Below are 18,816 nucleotides of genomic sequence, written 5' to 3'. Positions count from 1 at the left end.
TAAAGAGGAGGGCACATGCCGGAAACGAGTGCGACGGAGACGTTCCGGGCGGCCCGGGACTTCCTGCTCCGGCACCGCGAAGACTACGCCGCCGCCTACGAGGGCTTCCGCTGGCCCCGCGACGACCACTTCAACTGGGCGCTCGACTGGTTCGACGTCATCGCCCGGGACAACGACCGCACCGCCCTGCACATCGTGGAGGAGGACGGCACCCGCACCGAGGTGTCGTTCGCCGAGATGTCCGCACGCTCCGACCGGGCCGCGAACTGGCTGCGCGCCCAGGGGGTGCGCGAGGGCGACCGCGTCCTCGTCATGCTCGGCAACCAGGTCGAGCTGTGGGAGACCGCGCTCGCCGCGATGAAGCTGCGCGCCGTCGTCATCCCCGCGACCCCGCTGCTCGGCCCCGCCGACCTGCGCGACCGGGTCGAGCGCGGCCGGGTCCGGCACGTCCTGGTCCGCGACACCGACACCGCGAAGTTCGCCGAGGTGCCCGGCGGCTACACCCGTATCTGCGTCGGAGCCCCGACCGAGGGATGGCTCGACTACGCGGACGCCGCCCGGGCGCCGCGCCCGTTCGCACCGGACCGCGAGACCGACGCGGACGAACCGCTGATGCTCTACTTCACCTCCGGCACCACCGCCAGCCCCAAGCTGGTCGAGCACACCCATGTCTCGTACCCCGTGGGCCACTTGGCGACGATGTACTGGATCGGGCTCAAGCCCGGCGACGTCCACCTCAACATCTCCTCGCCCGGCTGGGCCAAGCACGCCTGGTCCAACCTCTTCGCCCCGTGGAGCGCCGAGGCGACCGTCTTCATCTTCAACTACACCCGCTTCGACGCCGGCCGCCTGATGGCCGAGATGGACCGCTCCGGGATCACCAGCTTCTGCGCCCCGCCCACCGTGTGGCGCATGCTCATCCAGGCGGACCTGACCCAGCTGAAGACCCCGCCGCGCGAGGTGGTCGCCGCCGGCGAACCGCTGAATCCCGAGGTCATCGAGGCGGTCCGGCGCGCCTGGGGCGTCACCATCCGGGACGGCTTCGGCCAGACGGAGACCGCCGTCCAGGTCGCCAACACGCCCGGCCAGGCCCTCAAGCCCGGCTCGATGGGGCGGCCCAGTCCCGGCTTCCGGGTCGTCCTGCTCGACCCGGTGAGCGGAGAGCCCGGCGCGGTCGAGGGCGAGATCTCGCTCGACCTGTCGGCGCGTCCGGTGGGCCTGATGACCGGCTACCACGGCGACCCGGAGCGCACCGCCGAGGCGATGGCCGGCGGCTACTACCGCACCGGTGACATCGGCTCCCGCGACGAGGACGGCTACATCACCTACGTGGGGCGCGCCGACGACGTCTTCAAGTCCTCCGACTACAAGATCTCCCCGTTCGAGCTGGAGAGCGCCCTGCTGGAGCACGAGGCGGTGGTCGAGGCCGCCGTCGTCCCGGCCCCCGACGAGGTCCGCCTCTCCGTCCCGAAGGCGTACGTGGTGCTCGCCGAGGGCTGGGAGCCGGGGCCCGACACCGCCAAGGTGCTCTTCGCCCACTCCCGGTCCGTGCTCGCCCCGTACAAGCGGGTGCGGCGGCTGGAGTTCGCGGAGCTGCCCAAGACCGTCTCCGGCAAGATCCGCCGGATCGAACTGCGCGAGCGGACCGCCCAGGGCGGCGGCACCGAGTACGCCGAGGGGGACCTGGCATGACCGAGCTCTCGTACGCGCACGGCACGGGCACGACCGCCCTGCTCGGCGACACCATCGGCCGCAACCTGGACCGGGCCGTCACCGCCTGGCCCGACCGCGAGGCGCTGGTCGACGTACCGTCCGGGCGGCGCTGGACGTACGCGGAGTTCGGCACCGCCGTGGACGAGCTGGCGCGCGCGCTGATGGCGTCGGGCGTGGCCAAGGGCGACCGGGTCGGCATCTGGGCGGTCAACTGCCCCGAGTGGGTGCTCGTCCAGTACGCCACCGCCCGCATCGGCGCGATCATGGTGAACATCAACCCCGCCTACCGGGCGCACGAGCTGGCGTACGTGCTGAAGCAGGCCGGGATCTCCCTGCTGGCCGCCTCCCTCGCCCACCGCACCAGCGACTACCGGGCCCTGGTCGACGAGGTCCGCGCCGACTGCCCGGACCTGCGCGCCGTGCACTACATCGGTGACCGGTCCTGGGACGACCTCCTGTCGGCCGCGCCTCGGGTGACCGGTGAGCAGCTGGCGGCCCGCGAGGCGGAGCTGTCCTGCGACGACCCGATCAACATCCAGTACACCTCGGGTACCACCGGCTTCCCCAAGGGTGCGACGCTCTCCCACCACAACATCCTCAACAACGGCTATTTCGTGGGCGAGTTGGTCGCCTACACCGAGCAGGACCGGGTCTGCCTCCCGGTCCCCTTCTACCACTGCTTCGGCATGGTGATGGGCAACCTCGGCATCACCTCGCACGGCGCCTGCATCGTGATCCCGGGCCCCTCGTTCGAACCGGCCGCCGTGCTGAGCGCCGTGCAGCGGGAGCGCTGCACCTCGCTGTACGGGGTGCCCACGATGTTCATCGCCGAGCTGAACCTGCCTGACTTCGCCTCGTACGACCTGTCCTCGCTGCGCACCGGCATCATGGCCGGGTCGCCGTGCCCGGTCGAGGTGATGAAGCGGGTGGTGGCCGAGATGCACATGGAGGAGGTGTCCATCTGCTACGGCATGACGGAGACCTCCCCGGTCTCCACGCAGACCCGCCGCGACGACGACCTGGAACGCCGTACCGGCACCGTCGGCCGCGTCATGCCGCACATCGAGGTCAAGGTCATCGACCCGGCGACGGGCGTGACCCTGGAGCGCGGGCGGTCGGGCGAGCTGTGCACCCGGGGCTACAGCGTGATGCTCGGCTACTGGGACCAGCCCGAGCGGACCGCCGAGGCGATCGACGCGGGGCGCTGGATGCACACCGGGGACCTCGCGGTGATGCGTGAGGACGGCTACGTACAGATCGTCGGTCGCATCAAGGACGTGATCATCCGGGGCGGCGAGAACATCTACCCGCGCGAGATCGAGGAGTTCCTGTACCGCCACCCGAAGATCGCCGACGTGCAGGTGGTCGGCGTGCCCGACGAGCGCTACGGCGAGGAGGTGCTGGCCTGCGTCATCCCGGCCGACCCGGCAGACCCGCCGGCCCTGGACGACGTACGGGCTTTCTGCGACGGGCAGTTGGCGCACTACAAGATTCCGCGCCTGCTCCAGATCCTGGAGACCTTCCCGATGACGGTCAGCGGCAAGGTCCGCAAGATCGAGCTGCGGGAGACCTACCGGAGGTAGACCTCCCGGAGGCGGACCGGGTCAGGCGGCCTCGATGACGTCCCCCGCCGCGGTCCCCCGCGTCGCGGCCGCCCACTCGATGAGCAGCACCTCGTACGCGGCGGACTCCACGGGGGACCAGTCCTGCCCCGCGCGGGCGTCCACGAACGCCCGTATCGCCTCATTGGCCTCCAGGGCGGCGCGGCCCGAGAGCGCGGGGGCGTGCGCGGGCGTGTCCGAAGGTGGTGAAGTCCGTGGAGTTAAGACCATGCGCTCCACTGTAGGGCCCGCCACTGACAACGAACCGCACATCGGGGGCCGTTGGCCAGAACGTGACGGATCACACGCAGGGTGGCCGGCCGGTTTCCGTGAGGTACGGCACGTCGCCCGGCCCGGGTGTCCTGTTCCGATCGGTGTGCGCGGTCAGGCGCCGGTGCTGACGAGTTCGTCCGCCGCGCCGTTCACCGGCTGCGGCGTGCCTGTGAGGTCCAGGACGAACAGCGGGACGCCCAGGGTGTCCGCGCGCTGCCGGGCGTCCGGGGTGTAGCCCGCGAGCGAGAACAGCACCCCGCGCACGGAGCCGTTGAGCGCGTTGAGCCACAGGCACTCGACGTCCCGCGGCGCGGTCGGCCGGGTCGTGGAGTCGACCTCGGCGATCAGCCCGGCCGCCCGCAGGTCGATCCTGGACGCCGGACGGTTCGCCGGGTGCGTCACGTCCCGGAAACCGAGCCAGGTCAGATAGAGCGCCGCCGCCGCGACCGCGTCCCGCGCGGTGCGGATCGTCAGCGGGCGGAAGGCCGGACGCGGCGCCGCCGCCGTGCGCGGCAGCGGTATGTGCGCGGGCCGGGCCGCCCCGGCGGACGCCGCCGGCCGCACCGGCACCCGCAGCACCGTGCCGCACGGGCAGCACAGCTCCGGCTGCGGCCACTGGTCCTGTCGCCCGCAGCCCCGGCAGCGCACGGTCACCCAGTCGTCGTTCCAGGTGCGGTGGGTGATCGGGACGACGGGTGCGCCGCGCAGCAGCGGCGGGGCCGTCGGCTCCCCGCACGGGCACGGGTAGACGGGGCTCACGTACGCGTGGTCGCGGCGACAGGCCGGGCAGCGTACCGGCACTGACTCCACCGCGTGCTCCCTCCCTACCACTTCCGTAACGCCTCCATGCTCTCCCAAGAGCCCCCCGCCGGGTGCGGAATCGGCCCACTCGGTGCCCTTCTCCGCGCCGCTTCCCCCTCTCTCCCTTGACGACGGTCCGGGTGCGACTTAGATTTGCTTCCACATAACAGAAGAATCTTTCCGCAATGCGGAATCGGTGATGGGTGCTCTCAGGTGGCGCGACAGAGCCCGACTCCACCCCCGACTCCACCCAGGGACGAGCAGGAGCACGCAATGCCTCGTATGACCGCTGCCCGCGCGGCAGTCGAGATCCTCAAGCGCGAAGGCGTCAGCAACGCGTTCGGCGTGCCGGGCGCCGCCATCAACCCCTTCTACGCGGCCCTGAAGGCGGCCGGCGGCGTCCACCACACGCTCGCCCGCCACGTCGAGGGCGCCTCGCACATGGCGGAGGGCTATACCCGGGCCCGCCCGGGCAACATCGGTGTCTGCATCGGCACGTCGGGCCCGGCCGGCACCGACATGATCACCGGCCTGTACTCCGCGATCGCGGACTCGATCCCGATCCTGTGCATCACCGGCCAGGCGCCGACCGCCGTCCTGCACAAGGAGGACTTCCAGGCCGTCGACATCGCCTCGATCGCCGCCCCGGTCACCAAGGCGGCGACGACCGTCCTGGAGGCCGCGCAGGTCCCCGGCGTCTTCCAGCAGGCGTTCCACCTGATGCGCACGGGCCGCCCCGGCCCGGTCCTCATCGACCTCCCGATCGACGTCCAGCTCACCGAGATCGAGTTCGACCCCGACCTGTACGAGCCCCTGCCGGTGTACAAGCCCGCCGCGAGCCGCCGCCAGATCGAACGCGCGCTGGACATGCTCAACGCCTCCGAGCGCCCGCTGCTCGTCGCGGGCGGCGGCGTCATCAACGCCGACGCGTCGGAACTCCTGCTCGAATTCGCCGAGTTGACGGGCGTCCCGGTCGTCCCGACCCTGATGGGCTGGGGCATCGTCCCCGACGACCACGAGCTGAACGCCGGCATGGTCGGCCTCCAGACCTCGCACCGCTACGGCAACGCGAACTTCCTGGAGTCCGACTTCGTCCTTGGCATCGGCAACCGCTGGGCCAACCGCCACACCGGCAAGCTGGACGTCTACACCCAGGGCCGCACCTTCGTCCACGTGGACATCGCGCCCACCCAGATCGGCAAGATCTTCGCCCCGGACCTCGGCATCGTCTCCGACGCGAAGGCGGCCCTGGAACTGTTCGTGGAGATCGCCCGCGAGCGTAAGGCGGCGGGCAGGCTCGCGGACCGCTCGGCCTGGGCGGCGTCCACGCAGGAGCGCCGCGCGACCCTGCAACGCCGTACGCACTTCGACAACGTCCCCCTGAAGCCGCAGCGCGTCTACGAGGAGATGAACCGCGCCTTCGGCCCGGAGACCCGGTACGTCACGACGATCGGCCTCTCCCAGATCGCGGGCGCCCAGATGCTCCACGTGTACCGCCCGCGCCACTGGATCAACTGCGGCCAGGCGGGCCCCCTCGGCTGGACCATCCCGGCCGCCCTCGGCGTCGCCACGGCCGACCCCGAGGGCTCGGTGGTCGCGCTCTCCGGCGACTACGACTTCCAGTTCATGCTGGAGGAGCTGGCGGTGGGCGCCCAGCACCGCATCCCGTACGTGCACGTCCTGGTCAACAACTCTTACCTCGGCCTGATCCGCCAGGCCCAGCGCAACTTCGACATCGACTTCCAGGTCAACCTGGAGTTCGAGAACCTCAACTCCCCGGAGCTGGGCGTCTACGGCGTGGACCACGTCAAGGTGGTCGAGGGCCTGGGCTGCAAGGCCATCCGCGTCACCGAACCGGACGCCCTCCTCCCGGCCTTCGAGGAAGCGAAGAAGCTGGCCGCGGAGCACCGCGTCCCGGTGGTGGTCGAAGCGATCCTGGAACGCGTCACGAACATCTCGATGAGCGGCTCGGACATCGCGTCGGTCAACGAGTTCGAGGACGTGGCGACGGACCCGTCGCACGCCCCGACGGCGATCAGGCCGTTTGTGAAGGCGTGACCGTCCAGGTCCTGTGACCCCCCGCCCCGGTGAGCGCCTGCGGATCCCGCAGGCGCTCACCAGTTGCGCCCGGCACAAAAGACCTGGGGGACTGGCATGACCACGAGCGAAGGCTGTGCTCGTCCTACCGATCGTCGAGGGTGTTCTCGACCGCCCATTCACGAAACAGGGTGAGCGCCTCAGTGAGGTTGGCGGGTCCGCACGCGGCGTGGAAGGTCATCTCCGAAGTCCAGGCCATGACCCAGTCGTTCCTGCCGCGTCTGAGGTCCCGGCGGGGGAAGCCGTGTCCTTCCAGGCCGGTGTCCTCCAGGTCGATGCGGATGGACCAGCCGGGGTTGTCGAGTGTGTCGATCTTGACGCCCCACTCGTGCTCCCAGTCACCGTCGCACTGTGCGGAGTACCAGGCCTGCAGCCAGTCCAGGACGTTCTCGGCTTCGTTCATGGCACGAGAGGGTAAGCCAGGCGTGAAGGGCGTAGCGGCCGCGCAACTCCTGCGGTGGGTCCGGCCGCACGGGCACCCGTGTGAAGCGCTCGGCGGCGGCGTTGTCAGTGGGCAGGGGCACACTGGCCGGCGTGATCACCTCCTCTTCCGCTGCAGGCGGTGCCTCTGACTCCTCCCCGGTCTGGGTGCAGTCGTTGGGCGGCCCCTTGATCGTCGTCCCCGTCTCCGCCCTGGCCTCCTGGGGCGGATGCACGGCGAGCGGGCTCATCGCCGGAGACGCCACAGCCCCGGACGACTACGACCGGGCCTGCGCGGTGGACGGTCTGGCCGGTGTGATTCCCCTGGACGAGGAGGGTGCGCAAGCGCTGGTGCTGGCGGACGAGCCGGCCACCAGTTGCTATGTGCCCCAGCACCGGACGTTCCTGCGGTGGCTCGCCGCCGACTCCGAGGCCGGACTCGGAGCCGCGGCGGACCTGGTCCTCGCAGACCCGGCCACGGTGTGGGAGGAGTGCGGCACCTGGGCCTCGGACGGTCCGGCGGTGCTCATGGACTCCGCCGGAGCGGGTTCCGACCTGGGCGTCGAGTACCCCGGCGGCGGGGTGCCCGCCGCAGCCACTGTCTCGCTGCCCGCGGGCCGCTGGAGGATCCGCGCCACGCACACCGAGGCGGACGAGGGGAGTTGGGTCGGCCTGGTCCAGCTCCTGGCCGCCGAGTCCTGAACGGCCAGTACTCCCGGCCCGGCGCATGCCGGGGCTTCGAGGCGGCAGCCGCGCACCCGGGCCTTCGGCTCAGCCGATGGTGAAGCGCTGGTTCTGGGCGTTTCGGTCGCATCGTGCGGTGCGGTAGTAGCCGTCGTCCTGCTGGTAGAGGCAGCGGCCCGTGCCGACGCTCGTGAGCATGACGGCGCTGCGGGCGGCGGGCTGGAGGGTGCGCCACTTCTGGTACGAGCCGCCGTTGCAGGGCCGGGGGTAGACGTCGCCCCGGTCATTGCTGTCGAGGCAGCGGCCCCAGAAGTCGTTCTTGAGAGTGGTGCTGGTGTTGAGGCGGCCGTTCCACTGCCACAGGAGGCTGCCGCGTCCGGTGGTGCAGCGGTCGCCCTTGAGGCCGGTTTCGGAGTTCTCGCGGAGGCAGTCCCCGTAGCGGTAGTTCGCGAAGCGACTGGTGGTGGTGGCGGCCGAGGCGGGGGTGGGGGTGAGGAGGGGGAGGGCGAGGCCGGCTGCGGCGACGAGCGAGGTGATGGCTGTCCGGGTGGGGCGGCGCACGGGAGGTCTCCTTGCGGTTGTTCTCGGAGGCACCTCGACAGGATCGCCGAACACCACCCGCTATGCCCGGAAAAGTCGGGAGGACTCGCCGACGGCCGGGGATGACTTGAGACCTGTCTTCTGAGAGGAACGCCCGCAGCGCACGGAAAGGGCGCGGAGTACGGGACCGTATCCGTACTCCGCGCCCTGGCTCAGGGGAACAGGGGCCGCGGCGGCGACGCGAAGGGGGGCTGCACGGGCCTTCAGGTCTGGTGACCGGGCCGCCCTCCCGCGTACCACCGCACTGGCATCGCGCCACCGCCGCGGCCTCGTCCTGCCCGTGCCGTGCGATGACCCCTCATCCGGGTGGACGCGTCGGCGCGGGCAGGGCTCGGGGGGAGGTCAGTCCTCGCGGAGGGCGCGGACCGCCTCCTCCACGCGCTTGCCGTACTCGGGGTCGGCCGCGTGGAAGTGGGCGAGGTTCTTCTCGATGACGTCGTCCCGGGAGACCTGGGAGAGGCCGCCCGCGATGTTGGCGATGAGGCGGTCCTTCTCGTCGGCCGACATCAGGCGGTACAGCTCGCCGGCCTGGAAGAAGTCGTCGTCCTTGGTGTGGGCGGGCGCCTCGTGGGTGCCGGTCCAGCCCTGGACGGGGAGCGGGGCGGAGAGCGCCGCGTCCGTCTGGGCGGGGCCCGCGTACGAGTTCGGCTCGTAGTTCTTGTCGTGGCGCGAGCCGTACCGCGTGGCGTGGAAGCCGTCGCGGCCGTAATTGTCCGCGGTGGCGGCGCGCGGTGCGTTGACCGGGAGCTGGGTGTGGTTGATGCCCAGGCGGTAGCGCTGTGCGTCCGCGTAGGCGAACAGGCGGCCCTGGAGCATCTTGTCCGGGGACGGGCCGATGCCGGGCACGAAGTTGTTCGGCGAGAACGCCGCCTGCTCGACCTCGGCGAAGACGTTGTCCGGGTTGCGGTCGAGCACCAGCCGGCCCACCCGCTGGAGCGGGTAGTCCGCGTGCGGCCACACCTTGGTGACGTCGAACGGGTTGAAGCGGTAGTCCGCCGCCTCGGCGGCCGGCATGAGCTGCACGTACAGCGTCCAGGACGGGTTCATGCCGCGCTCGATGGCCTGGAGCAGGTCCGTCTGGTGCGAGTTGGCGTCCTTGCCGACGAGCTCGGCGGCCTGGTCGGCGGAGAGGGAGCGCACGCCCTGGTTCGTCTTGAAGTGGTACTTCACGAAGTACGCGTCGCCCGCGGCGTTCGTCCACTGGTAGGTGTGCGAGCCGAAGCCGTTCATGTGGCGGTACGAGGCGGGGATGCCCCGGTCGCCCATCAGCCAGGTGATCTGGTGCGTGGCCTCGGGGGAGTTGGCCCAGAAGTCCCAGACGTTGTCCGGCTCCTGACGGCCCGTGAACGGGTCGCGCTTCTGCGAGTGGATGAAGTCCGGGAACTTGATCGGGTCCTTGATGAAGAACACCGGGGTGTTGTTCCCGACGAGGTCGTAATTGCCCTCGTTGGTGTACAACTTGAGCGCGAAGCCGCGCGGGTCGCGCACCGCGTCCGCGCCGCCCAGCGAGTCGGCGACGGTGGAGAAGCGGAGGAACGTCTCGGTGCGGCGGCCCACCTCGGAGAGGAAGTCGGCGCGGGTGTACGCGGTGACGTCGTCGGTCACCTCGAAGTAGCCGTACGCGCCGGAGCCCCGGGCGTGCACCACGCGCTCCGGGATGCGCTCCCGGTTGAAGCGGGCGAGCTTCTCCAGGAGGTGGCCGTCCTGGAGGAGGATCGGGCCTCCGGCACCCGCGGTGGCGGAGTTCTGGTTGTCGGCGACCGGGGCGCCGGACTCGGTCGTAAGCACACGCTGCGTCATGGTGTCGGGGCGACCTTCCGTACGGGGAGCTGCTGAACTGCGACGGCTCGGGGCTCCAGGAGCGTAGGTACGCTCCGAACCTGACGTCAACAGTTTGTTGAAATTCGTGGTGGGAGGGTGTTCCGGACGGTGCCGGCGCCTGGGCGCGACAGGACAGGTGTCAGCGACGGCACCGTCCGGAAGTCTGTGGGGAGGGAGGGGGAGGGGGCGGCCCGGGTCAGCCCTGGACGGGCAGGCCCGACAGGCGCTCGACCGAGCGCAGCAGCGCCGAGTGGTCCAGGCCGCCGTCGCCCTGCGCGCGCAGCGAGGCGACGAGCTGGGCGACCACGCCGCCGACCGGCAGCGCGGCACCGACGTTGCGCGCGGCGTCCGTGACGATGCCCATGTCCTTGTGGTGCAGGTCGATCCGGAAGCCGGGGGCGAAGTCCCGGTTGAGGAAGTTGTCCTTCTTGCGGGTCAGCACGGTCGAACCGGCCAGCCCGCCGTTCAGCACGTCCAGCGCGGCGGCGAGGTCAACGCCGGACTTCTCCAGGAAGACCACGGCCTCGGCGCAGGCCTGGATGTTCACCGCGACGATCAGCTGGTTCGCGGCCTTCACCGTCTGGCCGGAGCCGTGCGGGCCGCACAGCACGATGGTCTTGCCGAGCGCTTCGAGCACCGGCTTCGCCGCGTCGAAGTCGGCCTGCTCGCCGCCCACCATGATGGACAGCACGGCCTCGATCGCGCCGGCCTCGCCGCCGGAGACGGGGGCGTCCAGGACCCGGATGCCCTTCTCGGCGGCGTTCTTCGCGAGGTCCACGGAGGTCTGCGGGGTGATCGAGGACATGTCGATCAGGAGCGCCCCGCGCTTCGCGTTCTCCAGGATGCCGTCGGGGCCGTACGAGATGGCCTCCACCTGCGGGGACGCGGGCACCATCGTGATGACCACGTCCGCGTCCGCGACCGCCTCGGCGATCGAGGAGGCGCCGGTGCCGCCGGCCGCGGCCAGCCGGTCCACCTTGTCCTGCTCCAGGGTGTAACCGGTGACGTCGTAACCGGCCTTGATCAGGTTCTCCGACATGGGCGAACCCATGATGCCGAGACCGATCCACGCAACCTTGGGGAGGTTGTTGCTCATGAGGGTGCCTTCCGATCAGCGTGTACAGGGGCTCCTGCGGGGCCTCAGCGGGCGGGGCGCGCCGCGGCCGGGAGCCAGTCGAAGGAGTCGGCGCTCGGGCGGTCGCCGGGCTTGTACTCCAGCCCGACCCAGCCCTCGTAACCGGCCTTCGTCAGCTCGTCCAGGAGCTGTTCCAGGGGGAGCGAGCCGGTGCCGGGCGCGCCGCGGCCCGGGTTGTCGGCGATCTGGACGTGTCCGGTCCTGTCGGCGTACGCGGTGATGACCTGGCTCAGGTCCTCGCCGTTCATCGACAGGTGGTACAGGTCCAGCAGGAACTTCGCGTTGCCGAGGCCGGTCGCGGCGTTCACCCGGTCCACGACCTCGATCCCGGCCGGCGCGCTCACCAGCGGATAGCGCGGCGACTCCGGCGCGTTCAGGGTCTCGATCAGCAGCACCGCGCCGATCCGGTCGGCGGCGCGGGCCGCCAGGACCAGGTTCTCCAGGGCCAGTTCGTCCTGGGCGGCGGGGTCGACGCCGTCGACCCGGTTGCCGTAGAGCGCGTTGAGCGCCTTGCAGCCGACCGAGGCGGCGAAATCGGCCGCCACCTCGATGTTGGCGCGGAAGCGCTCCGACTCCGCGCCCGGCACGGAGAGCGCGCCGCGGTCGGGGCCGGGGAGCTCTCCGGCGTAGAAGTTCAGGCCCACCAGTTGGGTGCCGGCGTCGTCGAGCGCCTTCTTGAGGGCGTCGAGCTCGGCCTGCTCGGGGGTGGGGGTTTCGATCCAGGGCCACCACAGCTCGACCGCCGTGAAGCCGGCCGCGGCGGCTGCCGCGGGACGCTCCAGGAGCGGGAGTTCCGTGAAGAGGATCGAGAGGTTCACATCGAAGCGCTGGTCCGGGTAGCCCATGAGGGTGTCGGCGCTCCTTCCGTATTGCGGAAGTTTGTTTCTGCTTAATGGAAGATTGCCCGGCGGGTGCCTGCGCTGTCAAGGGGGTCCCCGGAAATGCGGGCCGGTCAGGAGGTCCGTACGACTCGTGGCGGCGGCCTCGGGCAGAAGCTCCGGACACGCCCCGGGCACGCGAAAGGCGGGGCGGAGACCCGTCGGCCTCCGCCCCGCCCCTGCGTTCCGCTACCGGATCACCCGGCCGGGACCGTGTCCTGGAACGTCGTCCCCGCCGCGCGCAACGCGGCGACCTTCGCGTTCACCTGCGCAGGCGTGAGGACCTGGTCCTTCACGTGCAGGACGTAGTCCACCTGCTGGTCGTACGCGCGCGGGGTGGTGCTCGTCTGCCCGGCGAGGTCGATCAGCCACTGGTTGAAGTTGATCGACATCCCGCGCTCCGGCAGATAGGCCGCGCCGTGCGTGCCGAAGAGCTGACCGTCGATGTAGTACGTGATCGCGTGGTCGTCGATGGTCACCACCAGGTCGTGCCAGCCGGCATAGCTCTGCCGGGACTCGGTGTGCTGGTTGACGGCCTCCCACGGGTCGGGCCGGTAGGTCTCCCACGAGGTGGTGTAGAGGATGTTGCCGCTCTCGCCCCAGCCGCCGTTGGGCAGGTACTCGAAGTCGTACTCGGCGTAGTCGTCCGCCATCGGGGCCTTGAGGTCGTTGATGGTGAAGAACGTCTGGACGAGGTGGTCGCCGTCCGGGCCCGACTTCGGCGCGTCGTTGAACTTGACCCGCGCCGCGTAGGTGCCGTTGCGGAACTTCATCGACTGGGTCAGGATCTCGGTCTGCTTGGTCGACTCGCCGGTGCCCGCCGTCGACGTCTCCAGGTTCATGACGGAGTTGCCGCTCTGCGTGGCGAACGTGACCTTGTCCGGCGCCCAGGTGGCACCGGGCACGCCGGGCCCGCCCGCGTTGGAGCGGACGCTCCAGCCGTGCGCGGCGATCTGCGGGTCGGTGTGACCGCTGTAGTTGAAGTCGTCGAAGAGGGTCGGCCCGTCCTCGCCCGGGTCCGTCGGGTCCGTGGGGTCGGTCGGATCGGTGGGATCGGTCGGGTCGTTGCCCTCCGGGGCCGTGCCCCAGACCGTGGCGCCGCCGAGCTGCGCGGTCACCTTCGTCCAGTCGGTGTACGCGGTCGCGCCGGCGCCGAACGAGTAGTCGTCGCTCTGCACCAGCGGCTGCCAGTTGGACCGGTAGAACCGCAGCTGCATGTCACCCGTGTCGGCACCCGGGGCCAGGGACCCCGCGCCGGAGGTGAAGCCGATCTCCAGGTAGCGGTCGGCGGTGGCGGTCGGGTGCGCGAGCGTGCCGAACGTCCCGGTGATGTTCCCGCAGCCCTTCACCGCCCAGGAGCAGGCGAACCGGTAGGCCTCGCCCACCGCGTCGCCCTTGAAGTAGTAGCGGACCTTCACGTCGCTGAGCTGCACGGACCCGCTGCCGGTGTTGCGCACCTTCAGCCAGGGCTCGCTCTGGTCGGCGCTCGCGCCCGACGCGCCGGTGCGGTACTGCACGGCGATCGGTTCGCCGGCGGCGCTCGCCGTCGCGGGGACGGCGGCCAGGGCCGTACAGCCCAGCGCCACGGTGACGGCGGCCGCGGCGGCGGCGCGCAGCCGGCTCTTCGCGTGTGACTTCATGCGTCTGTTCCTTCCGGGAACGTCGTGGGGGAGTGCTACTTCAGGGGGCGGCGCTGTTCCTGGGGGCGGGGTGTCACGGGGTCGGCGCTGTTCCTGGGGATGCCGCGGTGAGCGGCCGGGGGGTAGGGGGGCTCCGGTAAGTCCCCGTGGACGAAGGAGCGGTGGCTGGTGCGTGCGATCGCAAGGCGCCGATGCGTCCTCATCGCGGAGCGATTAGGGCGTTTCGGTAACGCGGCGCGCGTGCGTGCCAGGCGCCGTGACGCCGCGGGGACTTACCGGAGACCCCCAAGGGCGGTAGCGGACGCCGAGCGCGTCCAGCCGGGTCGTGTGGTGGCCGAGGCGGGCGAGGAAGCCGGGCCAGCCGTCGCCGCCGCCGGACCAGGCGCGGTCCGCGAGGGCGCACAGCCTCGGATACGTCTGGTACTCGATCCGGTCCGGGGTGGGCGCGTACTCGGTCCACAGCTGGGCCTGCGTGCCGAGCAGGCGGGTCGCGTCGCCCGGCTCCCAGTCGTCGGTCAGCGAGCGGTCGCCGTGCACGGTGCGCAGCCCGACCGGCGGGCCCGGCTGCGTGAGCGGTTCGCCGGGGGCGTCCGACTCCGCGTAGTCGAGGTAGGTGGCCCGGTAGTGGGCGGCGACCACCTGGTGGCCGCGGCGGGCGGCGGCACGGGCGTGGGCCGGGTCGCGCCAGGTCATCACCGTGAATTCCGGGGGGAGTCCGGTGCCGGTCTCGGCCCAGCCGACCGGGGTGCGGCCCCGCTCGGCCACGTACGCCCCGATCCGGCCCATGAACCAGCCGTGCAGGGCCCGCGCGTCGGGCAGCCCCTGGGCGGCGGCCGTCGCCCGGGCCGCCGGGCTGTTCTCCCACTCGGTGGTCGGGCACTCGTCGCCGCCCACGTGGATGTACGGCGACGGGAAGACGTCCATGACCTCGTCCAGCACCGTCCGGCAGAAGTCGAAGACCTCCTCGTGCACCCCGAACACCGTGTCGCACACGCCCCACCGGGTCCACACACCCAGCCGTCGCGACGGGTCGTTGCCCAGCTCCGGATGGGCGGCCAGGGCCGCGCGCACATGGCCGGGCATCTCGATCTCCGGCACCACCCGCACCCCCCGCGCCGCCGCGTACCGGACGAGGCCGCGCAGCTCCTGCGTGGTGTACGCCCCCGAGTGCGGGATGCCGTCGAAGCGCTCGACCGGGCCGCCCGGCGGGCCGGCCATCGACTGGCTGCGGTGGCCGCCGATCCCCGTCAGCCTCGGGTACGCGGGGACCGGCATCCGCCAGCCCTGGTCGTCGGTGAGGTGGAGGTGCAGCGTGTTCAGCTTGTGCAGGGCCATCAGGTCGACGTAGCGGCGCAGATAGGAGACCGGCTGGAAGTGCCGGGCCACGTCGAGCATCGTGCCGCGCCACGGGTGCGCCGGGACGTCGCTGATCTCCACGCACGGCAGTGTCCAGGCACCGGCGCGCCGGGCCCCCGCCGAGAGCGCCTCGGAGGGCAGGAGCTGGCGCAGCGTCTGGACCCCGGACAGCAGGCCGGGCAGCCGGGCGGCCCGCAGCAGCACCGCGTCCGGGCCGATGGTGAGCCCGTACCCCTCCTCGCCGAGGCCGCTGAGCTGCGGGTCCAGGGCGAGCACGACGCGGCCGGTGGCGGAGGGGGCGAGGGGGAGCCCGGTGCCGGGTTCGAGCAGGATGCGCAGCAGGTCGGCGGCGCTCTCCGCGCCGGGGTAGGCGCGGATGCCGGTGTCCGGGGTCAGGGTGAAGCGGCCGGGGCGCGCGGAGACCTTCCTGGGGCGGGGGACGAGGGAGTGTTCGGGGCGGGGTGCGGGCATGCGGGGCCTCCGGTGAGGGGTGCGGGGTCGGCCTAACCCTTGACGGCGCCGGCGGCGAAGCCGGAGGTGACATGGCGCTGGAGCAGCAGGAAGACCACCAGCGCGGGCAGGGCGAAGAGGGTGGAGGCGGCCATCGTGGCGCCCCAGTCGGTGCCGAAGGTGTTCTGGAAGGAGGACAGCCAGACCGGCAGGGTGCGGCTGTCCTGGTGCTTGATGATCAGGAAGTTGGCGTAGGCGAACTCGTTCCAGGCGGTGATGAAGCCGAACAGCGAGGTGGCCATCAGCCCCGGCGCGAGCAGCGGCAGGGCCACCTTCCGGAAGGCGGCGGTCCGGGTGCAGCCGTCGACCTGCGCGGCCTCCTCCAGTTCCGGCGGGATCGTCCCGATGAAGCCGCGCAGCACGATCACCGAGAACGGCAGCGTGACCATGAAGTAGACGAGGGTGAGCGTCGGCAGCCGGTCCAGCATGTCCGTGTCGCGGGAGATGATGTAGACCGGGATGATCAGCGACTCCCAGGGCGCCATCTGCGCGATGAACACCATGAGCATGAACTGCCGCCGCCCCTTCCAGCGCAGCCGGGCCACCGCGTACGCCGAGGCCAGGGCGACCATCAGGGCCAGCAGGATCGAACTCACCGTCACCAGCGCGCTGTTGCGCCAGAACATCCCGAAGCCGTCGGCCTGCACGGCGGTGCGGAAGTGGTCGAGCGTCCAGGTGCGGGGGAAGAGCCGCGGGTCGGAGGACTGGATGTCCTTGGAGGGGGTGAACGCGGTGGAGATCATCCAGTAGACGGGGAACAGGCAGACCAGGACGGTCAGCGCGGCCGCGGCGTTCAGCGGAAGCCGCCGCAGTCGGGCGCTACGGGCACGGCTCATCGGATCTCGTCCTCCTGGCGGAGCATCTGACGGAAGTAGAGGACGAGCACCCCGGACATCAGGACCACCGTGACCATCGAGGCGGCCGAGCCCAGGTCGTAACGCTGGCCGGCGAGAGCGGTCTGGACCGCGTACACGGGCAGGATCGTCGTCGCGTCGCCCGGGCCGCCCCGGGTCATCACCCAGATCTGGACGAACGCCTTGAACGTCCAGATCACCTCCAGCGAGAACACCAGCAGGAAGATCGGCCGGAGCACCGGAAGGGTGACCGAGCGGAAGATCCGGGCACCGCTCGCCCCGTCGAGCCGCGCCGACTCGTACAGCTCGGTCGGGACCGTGGTCAGCGCGGAGTAGATCGTGATCGCCGCGAACGGCACCGACTGCCACACGACCAGCAGGACCAGGATGGCGAAGGCGGCGGTGCCGTGCGCAAACCACGGATAACGGTCGAACGAGGAGAACCCCGCACCGGTCAGCAGGTGGTTGACGATGCCGAACTCGGAGTGGAACAGCCACTGGAAGACCGTGATGGCCGCGATCACCGGCATGGCCCAGGCCAGCACCAGCGAACTCAGCACCACCGTCCGGGCCACCTTGCCCAGGCGCTCGGTCATCAGGGCGACCAGGGTCGCGATCACCATGATCAGGACGACGTTGACCGCCATGAACAGGAAGGTGCGCCGGACCACCTCCCAGAACCGCGGATCGCTCAGCAGCGTGCGGTAGTTGCGCAGCCCGACGAATTCCGCGTCACCCGTGATCAGCTGCCGCAGCCGGAAGTCCTGGAGCGAGATCAGGACCGCCCGCAGCAGTGGATAGACCAGCAGGTAGAGCATGCCGCCGACGGCCGGTGCGATCAGGGCGTACGGCCACAGGCCGCGCGGTTCCCCGGACCGCCGCCGGCGGGGCGGCGGTCCGGACGTGCCGGGAAGGGCCCGGCGCTCGGTACTGGGGGGTGCGGTCCGTTCCCGGATGACCGACACGGCACGCCTCCTCTCGACGGTCTGGGTGCGGGCGGCGGATCAGGAGCCGGAGTTCATGGCCCGGGTGATGTCGGCGGACGCCTTGGCGGCCTCCTTCGCCGGATCACCGCCGGTGAGCACGGCGGTCATGTAGTCCTTGATCGGGTTCTCCGCCTCGACCGCGGCCCAGCTCGGCGTGTTGGGCGTGGCGTGGCCGTTCGCCGCGCCGACCGCCATCGCGGCGGCGCCCGGGTCGGCGGCCACGGCGGAGGCGAGCGTCGTGCGGTTGGGCACGTAGCTCATGGCGACGGCGAGCTTCTTCTGCCAGGTGTCGCCGGTGAGTTCCTTGATGAAGGTGAGCGCGGCGTCCTGCTTGCCGGACGCGGTGGGGATCACCAGGTCCGAGCCGCCGGTGAAGACGGCTCCCGGGGTGTCGGCGGTCTTGCCGGGGATCGGGAAGAAGCCCAGCTTCCCCTTCAGGTCCGGGTTCTTCTCGATGACGACGTTGGCGCCGCCCGGGGTGGAGATGACCTGGGCGACCTTGCCCTGCGCCATCACGTCGGCCTGCGGCGGGTCGGCCTCGTCGGCGTCCTTGGGTCCCTTGCCGAGCGCCTGCAGCTTCCCGTAGAACTCCATGCCGCGCAGCGCCTCCGGGGTGTCCAGGGCGCCCTTCCACTGGCCGCCGGACTCGGTGGCGAGGTCGCCGCCCTCGTCCCAGACGAAGCCGGCCAGGGCGTACCAGGTCTGGCCCGGCAGGTAGATGCCCTGGTTGCCGCCCTTGTTGAGCTTCTCGGTCGCGGCGATCCACTGGTCGCGGGTCTTGATGGTCTTCGCGTCGATGCCCGCCTTCTCGAAGAGGTCGGTGCGGTAGATGACCACGCGGTTGGCCGCGTAGTACGGGATGCCGTACTGCTTGCCCTCGTACGCCCCCGGCTCGGCGAGCCCCTTGAGCCAGTCGTCGCCGTTCAGTTCGTCCACCTTGTCGGTGAGGTCGAGCAGCCCGCCGCTCTGCGCGAACTGGGCGACCTGGGTGTTACCGCTCTCGATGACGTCCGGGGCGTCGTTGCTGGCGAGTGCGGCGGTGATCTTCTCGCCGATGCCGTCCCACTCCTGGATCTGTATCCGGGCCCGGATGTCGGGGTGCGCCTTCTCGAAGCCCTGGACGAACTCCTTCTGGAACTGGGCCGAGACGCTGTCGCGCATCAGCCAGACGTCGATGCTCGTCCGGCCGTCACCGGAGGAGTCGGAGGAGTCGTCGGACGAGCCACAGGCGCTGAGGACGGCGGCCAGCACGAGCGCGGACCCACCGGCAAGCAAGCGGTACTTCACGGTTCACCTCTGGGAGAACAGGACCTGACCACCTGACCAGTGAAGGCCGCTGGACAGCTCACCTCTTGTTGGGGCATGAAGGTGGCATGGACCAATGGAGCCGTCAAGCCCCTTGTATTCAAAGGATTTTGGCGATCTCTGGGAGGGATGGCTCGCAAGA

Annotated in this window: 16 protein-coding genes; 4 read left to right on the top strand and 12 right to left on the bottom strand. The window is 70.9% G+C overall.

The window, feature by feature from the left end; all coding sequences use genetic code 11:
• Nucleotides 1–15 precede the first annotated feature (15 nt).
• Together ACFUJY_RS04135 and ACFUJY_RS04130 are read left to right on the top strand one after the other, a co-directional pair.
• A complete protein-coding gene (locus ACFUJY_RS04135) occupies nucleotides 16–1,692 on the top strand; it encodes an AMP-binding protein (RefSeq protein WP_383294190.1) in 1,677 nt (558 codons plus the stop codon).
• Nucleotides 1,689–3,296: an AMP-binding protein gene (locus ACFUJY_RS04130; protein ID WP_383294187.1), complete on the top strand. Its 1,608-nt coding sequence runs from the start codon at nucleotides 1,689–1,691 to the stop codon at nucleotides 3,294–3,296. Before ACFUJY_RS04135 ends, ACFUJY_RS04130 begins: the two co-directional genes overlap by 4 nt.
• Before the next feature lie 21 nt (nucleotides 3,297–3,317).
• On the opposite strand, the gene ACFUJY_RS04125 is transcribed toward ACFUJY_RS04130, so the two are convergent.
• Complete coding sequence (locus ACFUJY_RS04125; RefSeq protein WP_383294184.1) at nucleotides 3,318–3,545, bottom strand: hypothetical protein; 228 nt, start codon at nucleotides 3,543–3,545, stop codon at nucleotides 3,318–3,320.
• 153 nt (nucleotides 3,546–3,698) lie between these two features.
• Nucleotides 3,699–4,397 carry a hypothetical protein gene (locus ACFUJY_RS04120; protein WP_383294182.1) on the bottom strand — a complete coding sequence of 233 codons (699 nt, stop codon included), beginning with the start codon at nucleotides 4,395–4,397 and terminating at the stop codon, nucleotides 3,699–3,701.
• Nucleotides 4,398–4,661: 264 nt separating this feature from the next.
• Between ACFUJY_RS04120 and gcl the strand changes: the two genes are divergently transcribed.
• The gene (gene gcl / locus ACFUJY_RS04115) at nucleotides 4,662–6,446 is read left to right on the top strand and encodes a glyoxylate carboligase (protein ID WP_383294179.1); all 1,785 of its coding nucleotides are present in this window, start codon (nucleotides 4,662–4,664) and stop codon (nucleotides 6,444–6,446) included.
• 124 nt (nucleotides 6,447–6,570) lie between these two features.
• On the opposite strand, the gene ACFUJY_RS04110 is transcribed toward gcl, so the two are convergent.
• Complete coding sequence (locus ACFUJY_RS04110; RefSeq protein ID WP_383294176.1) at nucleotides 6,571–6,888, bottom strand: immunity 53 family protein; 318 nt, start codon at nucleotides 6,886–6,888, stop codon at nucleotides 6,571–6,573.
• Nucleotides 6,889–7,019: 131 nt separating this feature from the next.
• Here ACFUJY_RS04110 and ACFUJY_RS04105 point away from each other — a divergent pair, with 131 nt between their 5' ends.
• Nucleotides 7,020–7,607, top strand: a complete 588-nt coding sequence (locus ACFUJY_RS04105; protein ID WP_383294173.1) for an Imm21 family immunity protein — start codon at nucleotides 7,020–7,022, stop codon at nucleotides 7,605–7,607.
• A 69-nt stretch (nucleotides 7,608–7,676) separates the two neighbouring features.
• On the opposite strand, the gene ACFUJY_RS04100 is transcribed toward ACFUJY_RS04105, so the two are convergent.
• From ACFUJY_RS04100 to ACFUJY_RS04060, 9 genes are all read right to left on the bottom strand, one after another.
• Nucleotides 7,677–8,150, bottom strand: a complete 474-nt coding sequence (locus ACFUJY_RS04100) for a hypothetical protein (RefSeq protein WP_383294170.1) — start codon at nucleotides 8,148–8,150, stop codon at nucleotides 7,677–7,679.
• A gap of 381 nt (nucleotides 8,151–8,531) precedes the next feature.
• Entirely contained in the window at nucleotides 8,532–9,989 is a 1,458-nt protein-coding gene (locus ACFUJY_RS04095) for a catalase (protein ID WP_383294167.1), read from the bottom strand.
• A 217-nt stretch (nucleotides 9,990–10,206) separates the two neighbouring features.
• Nucleotides 10,207–11,106: a 2-hydroxy-3-oxopropionate reductase gene (locus ACFUJY_RS04090; RefSeq protein WP_383294164.1), complete on the bottom strand. Its 900-nt coding sequence runs from the start codon at nucleotides 11,104–11,106 to the stop codon at nucleotides 10,207–10,209.
• Nucleotides 11,107–11,150: 44 nt separating this feature from the next.
• Nucleotides 11,151–11,990, bottom strand: coding sequence for a TIM barrel protein (locus ACFUJY_RS04085; RefSeq protein WP_383294161.1), 840 nt, complete (start codon nucleotides 11,988–11,990; stop codon nucleotides 11,151–11,153).
• Between the two features lie 230 nt (nucleotides 11,991–12,220).
• Entirely contained in the window at nucleotides 12,221–13,663 is a 1,443-nt protein-coding gene (locus ACFUJY_RS04080) for a cellulose binding domain-containing protein (protein ID WP_383294158.1), read from the bottom strand.
• 213 nt (nucleotides 13,664–13,876) lie between these two features.
• The gene (locus ACFUJY_RS04075) at nucleotides 13,877–15,490 is read right to left on the bottom strand and encodes a beta-N-acetylhexosaminidase (protein ID WP_383294155.1); all 1,614 of its coding nucleotides are present in this window, start codon (nucleotides 15,488–15,490) and stop codon (nucleotides 13,877–13,879) included.
• A 32-nt stretch (nucleotides 15,491–15,522) separates the two neighbouring features.
• Nucleotides 15,523–16,365 (bottom strand): carbohydrate ABC transporter permease, encoded by an 843-nt coding sequence (locus tag ACFUJY_RS04070; protein ID WP_383294152.1) that lies wholly within the window; start codon nucleotides 16,363–16,365, stop codon nucleotides 15,523–15,525.
• Complete coding sequence (locus ACFUJY_RS04065; protein ID WP_383294149.1) at nucleotides 16,362–17,348, bottom strand: carbohydrate ABC transporter permease; 987 nt, start codon at nucleotides 17,346–17,348, stop codon at nucleotides 16,362–16,364. Before ACFUJY_RS04065 ends, ACFUJY_RS04070 begins: the two co-directional genes overlap by 4 nt.
• Before the next feature lie 39 nt (nucleotides 17,349–17,387).
• Nucleotides 17,388–18,656, bottom strand: a complete 1,269-nt coding sequence (locus tag ACFUJY_RS04060; protein WP_383294146.1) for an extracellular solute-binding protein — start codon at nucleotides 18,654–18,656, stop codon at nucleotides 17,388–17,390.
• Between the last annotated feature and the right edge of the window lie 160 nt (nucleotides 18,657–18,816).

Origin of the sequence: Streptomyces sp. NPDC057249, from assembly GCF_042669245.1 — a bacterium.
GTDB lineage: Bacteria > Actinomycetota > Actinomycetes > Streptomycetales > Streptomycetaceae > Streptomyces.
The sequence above is the reverse complement of the archived record's forward strand: the minus strand, read 5'-3'. Positions and strand labels throughout refer to the sequence as shown.